This window comes from Ruegeria sp. YTSA064 (assembly GCF_059610325.1).
The window spans coordinates 1-15,896 of record NZ_JBXWNK010000007.1 but is presented as its reverse complement, the minus strand read 5'-3'; the positions used below and the strand labels follow the sequence as shown (position 1 = coordinate 15,896).

The 15,896-nt window shown below is 52.1% G+C and carries 16 protein-coding genes; 9 read left to right on the top strand and 7 right to left on the bottom strand.

The window, feature by feature from the left end; all coding sequences use genetic code 11:
- Window positions 1-124: 124 nt before the first annotated feature.
- The 4 genes from AC2FI7_RS11560 (at window position 125) to AC2FI7_RS11545 (ending at window position 3,214) form a co-directional block, all read left to right on the top strand.
- Window positions 125-844 (top strand): MBL fold metallo-hydrolase, encoded by a 720-nt coding sequence (locus tag AC2FI7_RS11560; protein WP_010443504.1) that lies wholly within the window; start codon window positions 125-127, stop codon window positions 842-844.
- Between the two features lie 6 nt (window positions 845-850).
- Window positions 851-1,258, top strand: a complete 408-nt coding sequence (locus tag AC2FI7_RS11555; RefSeq protein WP_139056636.1) for a hypothetical protein — start codon at window positions 851-853, stop codon at window positions 1,256-1,258.
- A 14-nt stretch (window positions 1,259-1,272) separates the two neighbouring features.
- The gene (locus AC2FI7_RS11550; protein WP_010443502.1) at window positions 1,273-2,253 is read left to right on the top strand and encodes a CobW family GTP-binding protein; all 981 of its coding nucleotides are present in this window, start codon (window positions 1,273-1,275) and stop codon (window positions 2,251-2,253) included.
- Between the two features lie 622 nt (window positions 2,254-2,875).
- Window positions 2,876-3,214, top strand: a complete 339-nt coding sequence (locus AC2FI7_RS11545) for a hypothetical protein (protein WP_010443501.1) — start codon at window positions 2,876-2,878, stop codon at window positions 3,212-3,214.
- A gap of 680 nt (window positions 3,215-3,894) precedes the next feature.
- Here the strand turns inward: AC2FI7_RS11545 and AC2FI7_RS11540 are convergent.
- The 5 genes from AC2FI7_RS11540 to AC2FI7_RS11520 all read right to left on the bottom strand — a co-directional run bounded on the left by AC2FI7_RS11540 (window position 3,895) and on the right by AC2FI7_RS11520 (window position 8,002).
- Entirely contained in the window at window positions 3,895-5,001 is a 1,107-nt protein-coding gene (locus tag AC2FI7_RS11540) for an alkene reductase (RefSeq protein ID WP_010443500.1), read from the bottom strand.
- Window positions 5,002-5,123: 122 nt separating this feature from the next.
- Entirely contained in the window at window positions 5,124-5,720 is a 597-nt protein-coding gene (locus AC2FI7_RS11535) for a TetR/AcrR family transcriptional regulator (protein WP_010443499.1), read from the bottom strand.
- A gap of 401 nt (window positions 5,721-6,121) precedes the next feature.
- Window positions 6,122-6,604 carry a hypothetical protein gene (locus AC2FI7_RS11530; protein WP_139056635.1) on the bottom strand — a complete coding sequence of 161 codons (483 nt, stop codon included), beginning with the start codon at window positions 6,602-6,604 and terminating at the stop codon, window positions 6,122-6,124.
- Window positions 6,605-6,641: 37 nt separating this feature from the next.
- Entirely contained in the window at window positions 6,642-7,412 is a 771-nt protein-coding gene (locus AC2FI7_RS11525; RefSeq protein WP_010443496.1) for a periplasmic substrate-binding domain-containing protein, read from the bottom strand.
- Between the two features lie 74 nt (window positions 7,413-7,486).
- Window positions 7,487-8,002: a DUF805 domain-containing protein gene (locus AC2FI7_RS11520; RefSeq protein ID WP_010443495.1), complete on the bottom strand. Its 516-nt coding sequence runs from the start codon at window positions 8,000-8,002 to the stop codon at window positions 7,487-7,489.
- 568 nt (window positions 8,003-8,570) lie between these two features.
- Here AC2FI7_RS11520 and AC2FI7_RS11515 point away from each other — a divergent pair.
- Window positions 8,571-8,870, top strand: a complete 300-nt coding sequence (locus tag AC2FI7_RS11515; RefSeq protein ID WP_010443494.1) for a hypothetical protein — start codon at window positions 8,571-8,573, stop codon at window positions 8,868-8,870.
- A gap of 124 nt (window positions 8,871-8,994) precedes the next feature.
- The gene (locus tag AC2FI7_RS11510; protein ID WP_010443493.1) at window positions 8,995-10,539 is read left to right on the top strand and encodes a ShlB/FhaC/HecB family hemolysin secretion/activation protein; all 1,545 of its coding nucleotides are present in this window, start codon (window positions 8,995-8,997) and stop codon (window positions 10,537-10,539) included.
- 440 nt (window positions 10,540-10,979) lie between these two features.
- Here the strand turns inward: AC2FI7_RS11510 and AC2FI7_RS11505 are convergent, their stop codons facing one another.
- Window positions 10,980-11,171, bottom strand: coding sequence for a hypothetical protein (locus AC2FI7_RS11505; RefSeq protein ID WP_010443492.1), 192 nt, complete (start codon window positions 11,169-11,171; stop codon window positions 10,980-10,982).
- Between the two features lie 733 nt (window positions 11,172-11,904).
- On the opposite strand from AC2FI7_RS11505, the gene AC2FI7_RS11500 reads away from it, so the two are divergent.
- From AC2FI7_RS11500 to AC2FI7_RS11490, 3 genes are all read left to right on the top strand, one after another.
- Window positions 11,905-12,279: a DUF4345 domain-containing protein gene (locus tag AC2FI7_RS11500; RefSeq protein WP_010443491.1), complete on the top strand. Its 375-nt coding sequence runs from the start codon at window positions 11,905-11,907 to the stop codon at window positions 12,277-12,279.
- A 106-nt stretch (window positions 12,280-12,385) separates the two neighbouring features.
- On the top strand, window positions 12,386-13,153 hold the full coding sequence (locus AC2FI7_RS11495) for a DUF302 domain-containing protein (protein ID WP_238528855.1): 768 nt from the start codon (window positions 12,386-12,388) through the stop codon (window positions 13,151-13,153).
- Between the two features lie 385 nt (window positions 13,154-13,538).
- Window positions 13,539-14,315 (top strand): 2-keto-4-pentenoate hydratase, encoded by a 777-nt coding sequence (locus AC2FI7_RS11490; RefSeq protein ID WP_496816057.1) that lies wholly within the window; start codon window positions 13,539-13,541, stop codon window positions 14,313-14,315.
- A 932-nt stretch (window positions 14,316-15,247) separates the two neighbouring features.
- On the opposite strand, the gene AC2FI7_RS11485 is transcribed toward AC2FI7_RS11490, so the two are convergent.
- Window positions 15,248-15,896: permease (locus tag AC2FI7_RS11485; protein ID WP_496833399.1), on the bottom strand; the 649-nt coding region annotated here is incomplete at its 5' end.

Sequence of the window (15,896 nt, the reverse complement as noted above, 5' to 3'; positions counted from 1 at the left end):
AACACGCCGGTCCAGTGGGGCGGTGCAGCGCTATAAAAGAAGCCAGTTTCGACTAACTTTCTCTCGCAGAAGCCAGCCTCCAACAACCTATTGACCCATTAGGTGCGGCGCGCGATTTTAAGTCATGGAACGGCCAAGGACACATTATGCCAAGGCGGGCGATATTCACATCGCTTATCAAGTTTTCGGGACCGGACCCATTGATCTGCTATGGGCGCAAGTTTGGGCAACCCATATCGAATTTGCCTGGGAAAGCCCGGACTATGCGCGATTTCTGACCAAAATCAGTCGGTTCGCGCGAGTTATTTTCTTCGATAAGCGCGGAGTGGGCATGTCTGATCGTGATGTTGGATATACACCATTGCGCATCCATGGTCCCTCTGGTCGGATGCCCGAACTTGGCACAGCTGGATTGGTCAAAGGCATGCAACAGATGCTCAAATGGCATCTGGAGGCCTTTGATGTGTTCCCGATTGGGGACGGCTATGAGATCGAGGTCAACGAGTTCGATTTCCGCCAAGAAGGTGGCATCGTTTATGACCAAGACGGTGTGACTGTTCGGTCCTGGCCGCGCAGTCATGCCAAGGACGGCGCAGTTGGTTATCGGCTCGATTGGAACGGTCTGAGCTTTGTATGGACCGGCGATGGACGCCCGGATGAGCTTTCACCGAAATACGGCGAAGGCGTTGATGTCTTTGTAACCGAAATGTCGGGACAGGATATTGGTCAGTTGATGACTTACAAATACGGTATCCCACAGGATCTCTTTAATTACACTATCGATACGCATCACACCTCCCACTATGCCGTGGATAAGCTCTTTGCTGACACAAGGCCGCGTTAGGGAATGGTGACACACTATACCCAGGACGAAGACATTAACGCTGAAATGCTGGCTGGTATTCGCGCCCACTACGACGGTCTGTTCCAATGGGGTCTCGATGTAGCCGTTGTGAACGTGACCAAGGATGCAATCTGGTACAGGAAAGCTGCATTGCCCGGAAAATCCGGTACTGTGCCACCATTTCGTGAACTGGCTGCGGCAGCCGAGGCCGGGCGTATTGAGCTTCCGGATGAAATCACATTACCGAATCCGAGGCTCACCCGAGCAGATCAGCAAGACCAGAAGTACCGTGATATGGAGATCGATCCACGCGAATACTACCCAACTGACGTTTTCCGAGCACCCGGCGGGGACTGGCCGCAGGACTTTACCATCAAAGTTTCGGATGTAATCGGCTCGCGTGATGAAGACTGAGAGGAGATCGAACAATGATTGAATTTGGTTCGACTTCTGCGATCCCCGTAACGATCCTTACCGGCTTTCTAGGAGCCGGTAAGACAACGCTTCTGAACCGCATCCTCACCGGTAATCACGGATTACGAGTGGCAGTCCTGGTGAATGACTTTGGATCAATAAACGTAGACGCCGACTTGGTGGTTGGCCTCGAAGATGATGTGATGAGCTTGGCTAATGGGTGCGTTTGCTGCTCGATACGAGATGATCTGATTGAAACGGTAGAAGCTGTTCTCGCTCGGCCTGAGAAACCGGAATACATCGTCCTTGAAGCAAGCGGCGTGTCGGACCCATCATCAATCGCGATGACGTTTACGGATCATCGGTTCCGGGACATGATCCGCTTAGACAGCCTCATGTGTCTTGTCGATGCGGAACAGTTATTTGCCGCGCCGGAACAAATGGAACTGAAGCTCCGTCAAATTACATTTTCGGACATGGTAATTCTGATAAAGGTTGATCTTGTCGACAGGGCCACAGTTCAGAAGGTGCATGATTGGCTCGGGTCTCACTTCCGTCGATATCGCCTGGTCGAAGCTGTAAACGCAGACGTCCCACTCGACATACTTCTTTCTGTCGGCCGCTTTGCCGCCGAACAACTCGAAACGGAAATACCTGATCACCATGAACATGGACCAGATTGTGGTTGTCATCATACTGATCACTCAGACAGCTTCTCAACAACTATGATGAAAGCTGAACGCCCAATAAGCCTATCTTCCCTCCGGAGTGCTATTCGGAAGCTTCCCGGCGACGTTTATCGTCTTAAGGGTTTTGTTTTTAGTGAGGAGGATCCAGATCATCGCATTCTTGTTCAGGTGGTCGGAAAACGTATGGACATCGCACGAGATGGTGCTTGGGGGGACCGCAAACCCGAAACAAGGCTTGTCGCAATAGGCGCACCGGGGGCGCTCTCCAAGGATGTGCTTTCGGACACGCTTATGGAGACAGTCTGAAGGCCAGTTTCGACCAAGTATTTTGGCTATAAGTCAACCGTGCTGGACAATTTCATACAGTTCGGCGGCGGCGGACTTTGAGTGCGCCATTGATGTCATTGCCAACCTGGCGATCTCAAGTGCAAGCCACCCATGAGAAAACGGCCAGCTGAAGGGAACCGCCTATGAACCTAAGGTTGCAACGCTGCTCCATACTTGCCGGGATTAGTGCCCTTTCTGGTACTGCGTGGGCAGAGTCCCAGGAAGAAGAACTAGCAAAGCAACTTGCTAACCCAGTGGCCGCTCTCATTAGTGTACCATTCCAGCTGAATTATGATCAGAATTCGGGTGCCGACGGAAATGGTTCGCGTTGGATATTAAACGTACAACCGGTTGTTCCCTTTGATCTTACGGATGATTGGAACCTCATATCCCGAACAATTCTTCCAATTGCCTCCATAGATAGTGGCCTACCGGGTTCTGAATCCGAGACCGGGCTAGGAGATACTGTTCAAAGCTTATTCCTTTCGCCCAAAAACCAAGTGCGGGCGGTTGGATTTGGGGGGCTGGACCCGTTTTTCTGCTGCCAACGTCGACAGATAACAGCTTAGGTCTCGGAGAGTGGGGTGCCGGAGTTACCGGCGTGGCTCTCAAACAGCAGGGTCTTTGGACATATGGTGGCCTGACAAATCACATTTGGGACATTGATGGTGACACCGACATTAACCAGACGTTCTTACAGCCATTTATTTCCTACACAAATTCGAACGCGTGGACGTTCACTTTAAACACTGAGTCCACCTACGATTGGGAAAACGATCAATGGTCTGCGCCAATCAACGGTGTTGTCACCAAAGTTACCCAACTCGGTGATCAACTTATCAGCGTAGGCGGAGGAGTACGCTATTGGGCCGACGGCCCCGATAGTGGGCCCGACGGTTGGGGCGCGAGACTTGTGGCTACCTTTCTGTTTCCCAAATAGTTGAGCCTTTCCTCAGAGAATATCGCTACCGGATGCAGGCATTGCGCGGATGAAAGCGAATAGCGGTTTGGTCCGCATCTCGGAAGTCATCATGCTTGGATTGGAAGGTCCGCTTTGCGCTGGAAGCGGCAGTCCTCAAGCTTCACGGGGGCCACGACCATGGCATGGGACCAACCAAAATTTGCGCTGTGCGAAATTAGCTTTGAATTCGAAATTTAATGGGTGGCTAGTGCGCCCAAGGTTTTGGGCCAAAGATGCAAATCTTTAGGCGAAATGCAAAGCTTTGGGCGCACCTACAACAACTGTAGGTGTTCTCATAACGATGCATTAGTATCATTGATTTCATTCAGGAAATTCGGCTGTGTTCGCACATAATTTTGCGCGGCATTTGCGCACAAGTTTGCACGATTTGCCCATAAGTTTGCGCGGTTCAAGAAACGCGCTCAATTGATAGTAGTCACCGCACATTTTCTTCAACTAAAACCGGGCGCCTCTCAATCAAGAGTGCATTCTGATTGGAAATATTCAACCCTGATCATAGGGAAGCAGTTAATTCGCAGGCTAGTGATAGATCCTCGCTTCAAGAATGGGCATTTCCGTAACTGCTAGGTGAGCGCGTTCAAACCGACGCGCTCACTTTGCTTGGTTTTGCTTGTCACTACGGAGTTAAGAGCGATGTATCACTCTGCGGCAACCGCTTCCTCTTCCAGTGCCGGGTAATCGGTGTACCCTTTTTCAGTGCCGCCGTAGAGAGTGGTTGGATCGAGCTCATTCAGCGCGGCGTCTTTCTCCAGCCGGTTGACAAGATCCGGGTTGGAAATAAACGGCCGACCAAAGGCCACCAGATCGACGGCTCCGGTTTCAACCGCTTCAACCGCCATTTCCCGGTCATAAGCGTTGTTGCCCATTTTCGCACCGTCAAACAATTCATAGAGCGCCTTCAGATCGCCACCTTCCGGAATATCGCGCGGGCCGCCGGTCTGTCCCTCCACGAGATGGAGATAGGCCAGCCCATAGCCATTCAGCAATTTGACCGCATGGGTGAATGTCGCCTGTGGGTCGCTGTCGGAGATGTTGTTGGCGTCCGAGAATGGGCTGAGGCGGACACCAACGCGGTCGGCGCCCCAGACATCGACAACCACGTCCATGACCTCTTTCAGGAACCGTGCTCTATTCTCGACAGGACCGCCGTATTCGTCTTCACGCTTGTTGGATTCGTCCCGCAGGAATTGATCGATAAGGTATCCGTTGGCTGCGTGGACCTCGACACCGTCGAAACCGGCCTCTTTGGCGTTTTCCGCAGCCCTCCGGTAGTCCGCAACGATGCCAGCAATTTCTTCGATGGCCAGAGCCCGCGGTTCAGATGTTTCAACAAACTGCTCACCATCAAACGTCTTGGCCTTGGCTCCAATTGCGGATGGTGCAACAGGGGCGCCACCATCCTGCTGCAAGCTGTAATGCGAAATCCGGCCCACATGCCAAAGCTGGATTGCAATCTTCCCGTCCTTGGCATGGACGGCCTCAGTCACTTTTTTCCAGCCGTCGATCTGCGCTTCGGAATATATGCCGGGCGTCCAGGCATAGCCCTTGCCTTGGGGCGAGATTTGCGAAGCCTCCGTGATGATCAGACCTGCACCCGCCCGCTGGGCGTAGTACTTGGCCTGCAATTCATGGACACTGTCATCCTCGGCTCTTGCCCGGTTGCGGGTCAATGGCGCCATGACAATGCGGTTTTTCAGCTCGATTGCACCGGCTTTGATGCCGGAGAACAGTTTTTCATCAGCCATTGCTGCTTCCTTCTTTGGTAAACTTCGTTCAGATATTATTGGACCAATCAGTCCAATATTAGGGTCACTGTCTTTTGATTGAGTTTGTTTTAGGTTTCATTTCCTTATGGTGGCGGGAGGCCTTATGGCGAAATCACCAACCGGGCTTGTTTCAGGGTTTGCGATATCTGCTCAGCGGGAACGCCCGCCTTGCGCAAGGCTAGTGTTCCGATTGCAAGGGACGCAAAGGCGCGTGCCTTATCGAGGGCCTGTCCCGGATCCGAAGGCTCAAGCGCTCTCGCAATAATCTCGTCAATATTCTCCAAATGCTGCCGCCCGAGAGCCGCCACTTCATCATCATGAGGAGCAAGTTCCGTCAGGCAGTTGATAAGCATGCAGCCATCACGACCTCCTTGCGGGTTCGCCAAAGCTTCCATTATCGCACCAGCAGGGTCATCTCCTCCCGCGTCAGCAACGTCACGCAGCGCTTTCAAACCACGCCTTGAATAGTGGCTGAGGGCTTTGTGAAACAGAGCCTGCTTGTTGCCGAACGCTCCATAGAAGCTGGACCGACTCAAACCCATGGCCTTGGTCAGATCATCCACGGACGCGGTCTCGTAGCCCTTGTGCCAGAATACGCACAAGGCTTTTTCCAACGCCTCAGCTTCGTCAAAGGCACGAGGTCTACCTGGACCTGCGGATGATTTGATGTCGCCATTTGGGAGAGTTTTTTTGCTCATGCGTATGATTTGGAATGATTGGTCCAGAAATTCAAGGTGGCGGTAGGAAATTTTTGGAATGGTCAGTCCGTATTGTGACCAGAGAAAGGAGTTTCGGTCGGTAGAAATACAAAACCTCCCCATCCCGCTTGGTGTCACGCTAATCTTAGGATCAGGACTGTTTGTCTTTTTGCGGGAGTGTCAGACGAAGAGGATCGTGATCGTCGAAATGAGAGCCCACGCTCGGTACTAGTTTCCAACACTGGACAGAGTGACTGCTGGCTTTGTCCAATGCGTTGATGTTGATCACTCACAAAGCAGAGATTGGTTCGGTAGATCCATGGCCAATGACCTCATTGCATGTTAAAGAGAACTCATCGAATAACAGGCCGTCAGGCTTATCTGCGGTGCCCAAATGCAGCTTACTCCCAATCGCCAGCAGATGAGCGCCAAGTGTCGGCTTCGCCATCCCAAACACTGGCGCTGACGCATGGCGTTGGATTTATTCCGTCGCAATTGGATCCATGAATATCCGCTACGACAACGCGTCGACGCCCAAAATCAACGACCGTCCAGCCTTGGTTGAGCAAGGAGTGCACCTCTTCGCCAACCCAAAAGTGCGACATGCATCCGCCAGTTCCGCAGTAAAGAGATGCGGCGCTCGAACACGCAAAACCAGACTCATTCAAAACCCAGTCGCGTTGTAGATCTCCGTTGAGATCGACCCTTTCGACCGCGCCCCAATCTAAGCCAAACTGACCGTTGTTGAACTCCGCGCATGCTCGTGCCGCCAGATCAACCTTTGCTCGCAAACCGGTTGGAAGTTGCGAAACGTCAGCCGCGACAACTGGTGAGGTCCAAACCAGGCCCGAACCAAGCAGGATCGCAGATACCAAACGTTTCAAGTAGTTTGCCAATTGGGAAGCCGGTTGGAAGGTGGCTTCAGTTGCATTGATCATACCTGTAGTCCCCGTATTCCAGCCAGTTTGACGAGCCTTCGCTAAAAATCAGAAACTCGGACCTGTCTTCCCCAAGCAGGGCGACGACAAATCCGGCCGGCGGCTCATAGTTTCCGAAGTAACTATAGGCCGTCATGGCTCTGATCGACTCGCCGTTGACCGTTACTCGCGCGTCCCATTCTCCGTCCGGGTTGTCCAAAATTACCGGTTCGATGACACGCTCTACCGCTCCGCCACCACAATAGACGATGCCTTCTGGGGGTTCGTAGGAGGCCCCTTGGCTAGCACCTGAATCGCAGGCGGAACGAAGGGACCGAATTGCCGCGCTGGAACCTTTCAAGTCAAAGATTCCGTAGCTGACATCTTGATCAATCATGGACAGGTTAACGGATGCATTGGCCGCGAGCTGGTCCAGTACAAAACCATAATCCTGCTGACTATTGAAACTGACCTCGACAGGATAATTGTCGACGACCTGCACGTCAGCGTTTTCTGCGCCAACCTGAAATGCGCCAACTTCGGTGGTGCCATTCTTCAAGAAACGAATGGAAAGCCCTTGCTTCTGTACAATGTCCTGGCTGTCCTCGTATCCAGCCGGAGCAAAGCGGATACGGTCACACTGAAGTTCCAGCGTCATGTTTCCGGTCTGAATAAATGCATTGGGATTAGGCCCAGAGTTGAACGACCACTCCGCTGATGCTGTGGTCGCCATAACCATCATCAGCGTCCCAGTGGAAATCGTTTTGAAACTCATTTTCTCTCTCCATGGTGTTACGGTTCGCACTGTCAATCAGCCAGAGATTCCGGCCAATTGCCCCGGCAACCAGGTCAGGAAACAGGTGCGCCGTATTCGTTTGCGCCTTCTTCCGAAGGGCGCGTCAACCACCAGATCATCAGAATGGACAGAACCAATTGAAGAATTGAGACAACAACAATACCGGTCACGCCCAGTACTGCCGCGGGTCCTCGTAATGCATCGGGGTTTTCGGTTCCTTGCTCCAATACCGAGAAGAACGCCACCCCACCCAGCATAACAAAGAGCGTTGTAATGCTGAGCGCCATCGGCAGCAGCAAATACCAGCCAGGTCGTCCTGTATCATGCAGCCTCCGCCAACCGGCGGCCAGCATGGGTATGAGAACAGCCAGTTGGAAAACAGAGGACAGAACCCGAGATCCCTGCCCTGTTTCGGGGTTGGTCCCGAATATGATCGTATCCAGCACAGCTAAAGCAGCGCTCGCGAGAACTACGAACAAGAAGAACCACCAGTATTCTGAGCGTAAAGCCCGACCGGAGAACTGGAAGTATTTTGAGAAACACGTTTTTACTGCTTCGCCAAATCCCATATTTCACTCCTTTCTTACTTTCTGTGCGGTCTCAAACGCTTCGCCGTTCAGGAGAACCCACTCGCCCCTAAGGGTGCTCCCTCTTACCTTTTTTTTGAAAGCAGACGCTTATCATACGAGAGCATAGAGAATTTTACGCGCGGAAAAAATGTTGATTTATGAAAAAATAGATTCAAACATGCGAATTCGACACAACTTTAATTTTACCTCCGTTGTTGTCGCTGTCGCCCGACTTGTCGGGCCCTTCCGACTGCTGGAGTGAGTGCTGGCGGTCGGAAGGCCTTTAATAATGGTCGAGCGTTGGGAGGACGCGATGTTGGAACCTAACGCTCTCCCCATCTTTCCAGAGTTTGCTTTAGCTTTCGCCAGTGTCGTCATTCGGCCTTCACACGTTGTTGGCGGCCCCGATAGTCAACGAAATGTTGTTCCGCCGACTAAGCCCGCCGCAGCAAGTTTTGGGAAAGGTATTCACAGGATGGAAGCATGTTCTGTTGGGTGCTCAGACACGAGAGCTTCAAACAAGCGCATCCAATTTCGTTAATTTCAAAGGACCCCGAGGGAGAAGAAAATGACCAACAAGATGGTGATGATTGCAGGCGCAACTTTTTTCGCAATGCTTGCGGCCTGTGACGATACGAGTACATCAAGCGCGTCCGCCGAGCTCACACCGGCTCAGCAAGCATGTTTGCGAGATGTAGCCAACACCACGAACAATTCGCAAGTCGTGGTGCTCTCATCGGCATTTAGCGAGGCGGGAACACAGGTCACTGTAGGCGTTGGTGAGGATCGTGCTCCTTGGAATTGCATTGCCTACAGTGATGGCGCGACAGCTGGTATCGAGTTCCTGGGCGACGAAGGCGCATTGTAGTTTGTTCGCTGTGTATCTCGAAAGCACCAGTCGTGATCAAATTTGAATAACGGCAAGCTCAGACATTCAAACCTCGTAATAGGATTGGGTTTTAACATGCTCAATCACGCTAAGGTTGTAGAAAATGCCCGTAACCAACTCGGTTGTAATTGCGATCATTTGCACTTTTGTGGCCATTGTTTCAGTGCCAAAATACAGCATTGCACAAACTTGGGACATAGCATCACAGCACTCTGTCAGCGGCGTAACGGTGTATGATACTGATGAGCTGTTAACGTTTGCCGGTCAGTTGGCCTTTAATCGGTCAGGGCGCATCACAGCGGTGGAGGTCGCATCAACGATCACTCAGATCTACCGAGAAGACGGTTATTTCTTGGCTGAGGCCTGGCCCGGTCCCGATGGGCAGAGCATAATTGTTGATGAAGGGCGCATTCAAACCATCGAAATTGAAGGGGTAGATACTCGCACGTTCCAAACACTAGAGAAGATTTTTCAACCCCTCACCACCTCCTATCCCATAACGCTGAAACGATTTGAGCGGGCAGTGATGCTGGCCGAGGACATACCTGACTTGGAATTGTCGACCGAACTTGACTACCCGGATCAGGCTGGTGCTCGGCTGAGAGTATTGGGAGAGCCACTGCGCAAACAAGCCGGCAGCGCGACACTCGACAACCCTCCGCGTGAGCTTGGAGAAGCGCTCAGCTTCTATGTCGTACAAGAGTTTTATTCGATGCTGACCGTCGGGGATTTGCTGCGATTTGAGGGGTCAGGTAACTACAATTGGGACAAAGACGACGAACACTCTTTATGGGGCGCTGTTACCTATCGCACACCGCTGCACAGCAATGGTCTGTATGGTGAGATTTTCTACGGGAACATAAACGCAAAACGTGACCTCTCGGGTGATTTTGCAAGAACAGATATTGATGGCGAGAACTTCACCGTCGCGTTGGGTTACCCCGTGATCCGAGATGTGGCGCGCTATGGCTATCTGCTGCTGGATTATCGCCTTTCCGAAGCGGACTCAGTCAGTGGCGGCGTTCCATTGTCTAGTGACGCGAGTGTCGTTGGCCTTACATATCTTTATGGGCAAAACTATCCAAAAGGACAAGCTCTGGAAGCAGGGTTAACGCTGTCTTTTGGCGATAATGAAAACGACACCACAGACGCAAGCTTTGACGACGGGGACTCTTCGTTCTGGCATCTTCGAGGCGGCGTCGGATACGAAAGCCCATTAACAGCCTTATCGCCCAACACTGCGTGGCGGACAGAAATATGGGGGCAGTACACGACGGACAGATTGCCATCTGTCGAAGAGTATTTCCTTGGTGATCGTTATGCTTTGCGCGGATATCGGTTTGACGAAGTGGACGGTGATTCCGGGATTTCCGCGACTTTCGAAGTGTCTCACTCCTACTTTCCGAGCTCGCAAAGCATTCATCGCTTAACGCCATTTGTCTTTTTCGACGTGGGTTACATCTCGAACAACGACCCTGCGAGTTTTGAAGTTGATAATGCTACACTGGCCTCAACAGGTCTGGGTTTGGACATTGAGTTTAAGCGAAACCTATTCCTGTCCGGATATGTCGGTGTCCCTTTGAGAGACGGCCCTTTGACCGACTCTGGCGATCCTGGCGCGTATCTTGCTCTGACAACAAGTTGGTGAGGATGTTATGAAACGGAACCGCATTGCTTTGCTTGCAGCAGCTTGTTTGTTTGCAGAACTGGCCGCTACGCAGGTCGTCGCGCAGGGAAATCATTTCGGGTGGTGCCGTGGCGTGGGGAATCCGCACCAGTCGAGCCAAGGGTGTGGCCAGGCCGGTGGGCAAGGGGTAGGCAATCAAATTACCGGCCCAACGCAGCCGGTGGCAAATCAGTTGCCACCAAGGGGAACGCCGCAAACGCCCACGTCCGTTGTTGTGCCTGTCCTTGCGCCGGGCGCGGTCCCGAACGCAATTCCCGGTCGGGTTCCTATCGCAACGCCAATAGCGGTTCCCGGTCAAGTTCCAACGCCGATCGTAGCACCAACCCTAGCTCCACCCTTGGTGCCAAATCCGACACCAAACCGGGTTCCGACAGCCGTTCCCAATCAGGTTCCGCCATTGGCTACCGGGCCAACTGCTGTGCCGCCGCAAGTTCCGACTGCGACTCCCAATCAAATTCCGATAGCTGTCCCTGGCCAGGTTCCGCCTCAGCCTGATGTGCCGCCCCTTGTGCCAACTGCAACACCAAACCAAATACCAGTCGCCGTTCCTGGTCAGGTCCCGCCTCAGCCTTCCGGTCAAACTGCTGTGCCACCGCTCGTCCCGACCGCGACTCCTAATCAGGTTCCCATAGCGGTTCCTGGCCAGGTTCCACAGTTGACACCAAGACCTATGGCAACTCACGTAGCCGTCCCAGGACATAAGAATCCACAAGGTGTCGTGACAATCATGCGCCCTAGGCCGAGGCCAACAACCGGTGCTGTTCAGCAACCTGGCTCAACACAAGTGACCCACTACTTAAGTCACCAAAGCAACTCAAAGAAACACGATCACGTCGCAGCGACACCGGGACGGCATGACCCGCACGACCTACCGAGATTCCGCAACGCGGCGGCCAAGGAAAACTGGGAATGTGTTGCCAGCGGATTCGGACAGCGCCGGTATGATGCTGGGCGAGGCGTATTGCTCAACAACGGAGCGTTGCGGCACCTCGGAAACGTGGACGCTATGGCACGAGATGTCCCTGCACGGCATCCAAAACACTCTGGATGCATTATCTCGGTTAAACGAAAGCAGCAGTAGCGCCAGTCTGGTAAAGGCACATCTAGAAACCTTAGAGGAATTCTTCCGAGTGGGAAGCTGGTTTCCAACCAAGGTTAAGTTGAAGAATAGACATCAACCGAAGGTGTCATCTCTCAGAAGGTTAATGAGGCATACAATATGCCTTTCTGATTGCTGTTTGGGCATCCGGCTCGAATCATCGGTTGCCTCAAAAAACCGATTGGGAATTCGCAAAAGAGCGAAACCTCTACGAGAAGGATTCCTCCATGAGTGCTAGATTGGTACTTTTGCTTGCTGCCGTCGGCCTCGTGCCAATTGCGTTATCATACGGTCTGATGCCCGGCAGTTCGATCCCAGTTTTGCTGGGATTTCCTGTGGAAGGGACGAACCAAACCCACGTGTTCCGAGCGATTATGGGTCTTTATCTGGCAAACGCTTTGTTTTGGTTAGCGGCTGTGGCGAAACCAGATTTACAACAACCGGCGCTTTGGGTTCTTTTTTTGTTTATGTCGGGACTGGCAGTTGGACGCATGCTAAGCATTCTTATCGATGGAGTTCCAAACGGGGTACTTCTATTTTTTCTTGCGGCTGAGATAGCTTTTGCAGCTCTGGCGGCGGTTTCCCTGAGAAAAGTACAATGAAACAGGAAGTGTTAAAGTGCTGAGGTTTTTCTTTGTTCTCTCGATGATTACAACCGCGTCGGTTTCGACCTCCGGTCTTGCACAATCGTCATCTGTTCAGACTGCGGTGGACAAAAACTTTTTAGAGCTTGAGACTGCCGTTGTCGAAGCGGGAGCTACTCCAATCGCATCGATAGATCACGCGCGTTTGGCCAAAGCTGAAGGCGTAGAAATGCCAGCATCACGTGTACTCATTTTCTCTGATCCAGAGATAAACACGCCCATTCTGGAAGAGAACGTACGAGCAGGTCTGGACCTTCCTTTTCGCGTTCTCTCATTCGATCAGGATGATCGCCCGCAGATCGCCTATACAGACTCTCAGTTTCTCAAAGTGCGGCATGGTCTGAATGACACCCAAGCGTTAAATACATTTGAGAGCAAGCTGCTCGAAGTTCTGAACGGCTTGGATGCAGCACCAGCGCCAACCAGCGAATTGTTTGCCGACTATGGGGTCATCGAACTGCGATCTCAGCGCAGCGTACCAGAGGCAGTCGAACGTCTCAGTACAGCCGTAATGGGGCAGGACGATACTGTCTGGTTTGGGGAAATCGATTTTGCAACGGAAGCTTCCCAACAGGGGGTGGCGCTGCCGGATACGGTTCTCTTGCTGTTCGGCGGACCAGCACCCGGTGGCGTGGCAATGGCGGGCTTTCCGGCAATTGGTTTGGATGCCTTTTGCCAAAAACTACTGGTTTATGCGAATGAAGAGGGCGGCTCCGTAGTCATTTTCAATGACATCGCTGCCTTGGCGGAGTTGCACTACGGTTCCTCTGCGGAGCCTCATCACGGTTTGAACAAACGACTTACCTCAACATTTCGCACTGCAATTGAGTAGCCGCTGGTTGGAAGTCACAATTTTTCTGAATTGCTATATTCCGTATTTGGCTGCCCATTCTGAGCTGGGTACACTGCTCAAATTGAATTCAAAAAATGCTCTATTTCCACTAGGGCTTTAGGCCAAGCAGGATCATACTCTGGCATCGTATTGTTTGCTGTCTCAAGGCCAACAAAGCGCGCATTCTCGATGCCGGAGGCGAATATCCTACCTTGTTCAACACTGTGCATCCTGTTTCGATTAGCGTGCATGACTAGAGCCGAACAGGTGATCCGCAGAAGTAAATCGGTTACGTCGACCCCTGCGACCAGTGGTCCAATCTTGAGCCAATCCTGATGGACCTCTATTGCATCGCAATCCAGCCTTCGGCAGGTATAATGCGAATATGACAAGAGATATTGAAGCTAGCGCTAAGACAATCGCTGATGCCCTGACCTCTGCCCAGCAGATATCTAAACTGTCTTCAGAGGCCGAACAGCTAACGCTGGATGAAGCATATTCGATTGCAAGTCGCGTCCGAGAGCTTCAGGGCAAAAAGAGAGTTGGCCGGAAGGTCGGCTTCACGAACCGCACGATTTGGCCTGTTTATGGTGTAGATCAACCCATTTGGGGACAGGTCTACGCAGATGGGCTGTTTTCGACTGATCAGCCGGTAAACTTGGCAAGGTATTCAGAACCGAGGATTGAACCAGAAATTGTAGTGGGCCTTAAACATGCACCAACAGCTGAAATGAACAATGAGCAGTTGGCAGGTTGCGTAGAGTGGGTTGCCCCTGGGTTTGAAATTGTTCAATCGATTTATCCCGACTGGAAATTCTCGGTCGAAGATTCAATCGCAGCACAAGGATTGCACGGCTGCCTTGTTCTCGGCGACAAAATCGCGGCGACGCAAGATGTTTTGACCGGCTTGGCTGAAGTGCCACTAGCATTGTTCAAGGGCGGTGAGGCCATCGAGTCCGGCAAAGGTGAAAACGCGCTTGGCGGCCCAATCGAAGTCCTGGCTCATCTTGTGTCTCTGCTCTCCGAAGCCGACCAGCTTCAGGGAGGCGAGCTCGTCACAACTGGCACATTGACAGACGCATGGCCAGTGTCCCCGGGAGAAGAATGGTCAGCTGGTTTTGGTGGCGTTATGGACACCGAGCTATCGGTACGATTTACATGAGTCTTTGGTAGAGTGGTGACGACGACTGCACCTAAGAAAAGTTACTCTCAATAGCTGGCCGCGATGGTCTTTCACTGATTTCATCAAATCTGGAATGCAAATAATACGATGCTATCCAAATCTGATTATATGATGTTTATCAGGCACCCTGCCTGGCTATGGATCAAGAAACACGCCAGGCATCTGTTGGTGACTTTCAAGGACGACGGGACACCTTGGTTTTCGAGTAAACTGTCCGCGCCGGCAATGAGCTCGTTGTCCGGACATTCCAAGCGGATCTCTGGTCTAACTGCTGGGCACAAGGAGAACCTGATCTGGCATCGCGATCAGGTGTTCAATCCTTGAGACACTGAAATCTATCCTTCGGCACCCGCATAAGGCGATTTACTTGTTCTCCTCCGCACTATTATCGTGAAACAGTGCAAACTTATGGGCAAATCGTGCAAACTTATGGGGTGCGTGAAGGTTTGTGCGCGTCCCTACACTAGATGTAGGTGTTCTCATAACGCTGCATTGTCTTCATTGAAGACATTCAGGAAATTCGGCTGTGTTCGCCCATAATTTTGCGCGGTATTTGCGCATAAGCTTGCACGATTTGCCCACAAATTTGCGCGGTTCGAAAAACGCTCTCAATTGATGGCAGCTGTCGCGCTCCTTCTTCAGCTTTAAAGGGCTATCTCTCAATCATAGGTGCATTCTGGGCGGCAAAATTCAACCCTTATCTGAAGGACGATGTTCGTCAGCGCTTGTGGTAGATTGCGGAACTGGAAACCAGTTTCTGAAGCCCAAATTCTGCGGAAGGCCGTGACGTGCATTCTATTCGATTTAGCCGAACGAGCCAAAAGCCTTCGTTTTCCTCGGCAACGGTTCTATGGCCGAATTACGGATTGGAATAGTGCTTTGCTGATGCCTGCTTAAGTTCTCGTGCGCGGTCAGGCGATCCACCCAAAAGCGTATCCCGCGGAGAGAGATCCCAAAATGGCAAGCAAAAGATAGAGCAAGAATGGCTTCAGTTTGAGAACCGGGGCGATGGCCATGGCGCCCCAGATACTGACCACACCACCTGAAACCAAAAAGGCCATGGCGGCACCTTTAGACATGCCGTTGTCAATTAGCCCACGCGTAAGTGGGAGCGCGGCGTAACCATCGATATAGGCTGGTGCACCAAAAAAAACCGCTGCGGGTATAGCCCACCATTGATCCTCTCCAACATAAGCCGCAAGTACCCCTGGGGTCAGTGCAGCATTCAACGCGTATTCGGCCGCAAAGGCAGGAATCAGGCAGATTAAGATAAGCCGTGCCGTTGCCCAGAATTGTTTTCTGAATGAATGCCGACGTGCTTGAGTTCTCCAAACCCATGGGTCGAAGGTTTGGTCATTGCAACGTCGCGCTGTGCTGAGTTGGCGTGCCAAACCATTGTTGCGAAGCGCGTACAATGACCAAGGTGCTTTGGCAAATAAGCTGGCAACTGCCCCTCCGAACACACCCAATCCGAACGCTGCGAGCGTTTTGCCAATTGCAAAGCTCAATCCCAGAGTGGCAGCGGTCGTTGCGAGCATCGCAGGGTCTGTGATCGGGGAT

What these genes read in the sequence shown, in the direction of transcription:
- AC2FI7_RS11560 (WP_010443504.1), top strand. Translation starts at nt 125, where the DNA reads ATGGAACGGCCAAGGACACATTATGCCAAGGCGGGCGATATTCACATC.
- AC2FI7_RS11550 (WP_010443502.1), top strand. Translation starts at nt 1,273, where the DNA reads ATGATTGAATTTGGTTCGACTTCTGCGATCCCCGTAACGATCCTTACC.
- AC2FI7_RS11540 (WP_010443500.1), bottom strand. Translation starts at nt 5,001, where the DNA reads ATGGCTGATGAAAAACTGTTCTCCGGCATCAAAGCCGGTGCAATCGAG.
- AC2FI7_RS11535 (WP_010443499.1), bottom strand. Translation starts at nt 5,720, where the DNA reads ATGAGCAAAAAAACTCTCCCAAATGGCGACATCAAATCATCCGCAGGT.
- AC2FI7_RS11525 (WP_010443496.1), bottom strand. Translation starts at nt 7,412, where the DNA reads ATGAGTTTCAAAACGATTTCCACTGGGACGCTGATGATGGTTATGGCG.
- AC2FI7_RS11520 (WP_010443495.1), bottom strand. Translation starts at nt 8,002, where the DNA reads ATGGGATTTGGCGAAGCAGTAAAAACGTGTTTCTCAAAATACTTCCAG.
- AC2FI7_RS11515 (WP_010443494.1), top strand. Translation starts at nt 8,571, where the DNA reads ATGACCAACAAGATGGTGATGATTGCAGGCGCAACTTTTTTCGCAATG.
- AC2FI7_RS11510 (WP_010443493.1), top strand. Translation starts at nt 8,995, where the DNA reads ATGCCCGTAACCAACTCGGTTGTAATTGCGATCATTTGCACTTTTGTG.
- AC2FI7_RS11500 (WP_010443491.1), top strand. Translation starts at nt 11,905, where the DNA reads ATGAGTGCTAGATTGGTACTTTTGCTTGCTGCCGTCGGCCTCGTGCCA.
- AC2FI7_RS11490 (WP_496816057.1), top strand. Translation starts at nt 13,539, where the DNA reads ATGACAAGAGATATTGAAGCTAGCGCTAAGACAATCGCTGATGCCCTG.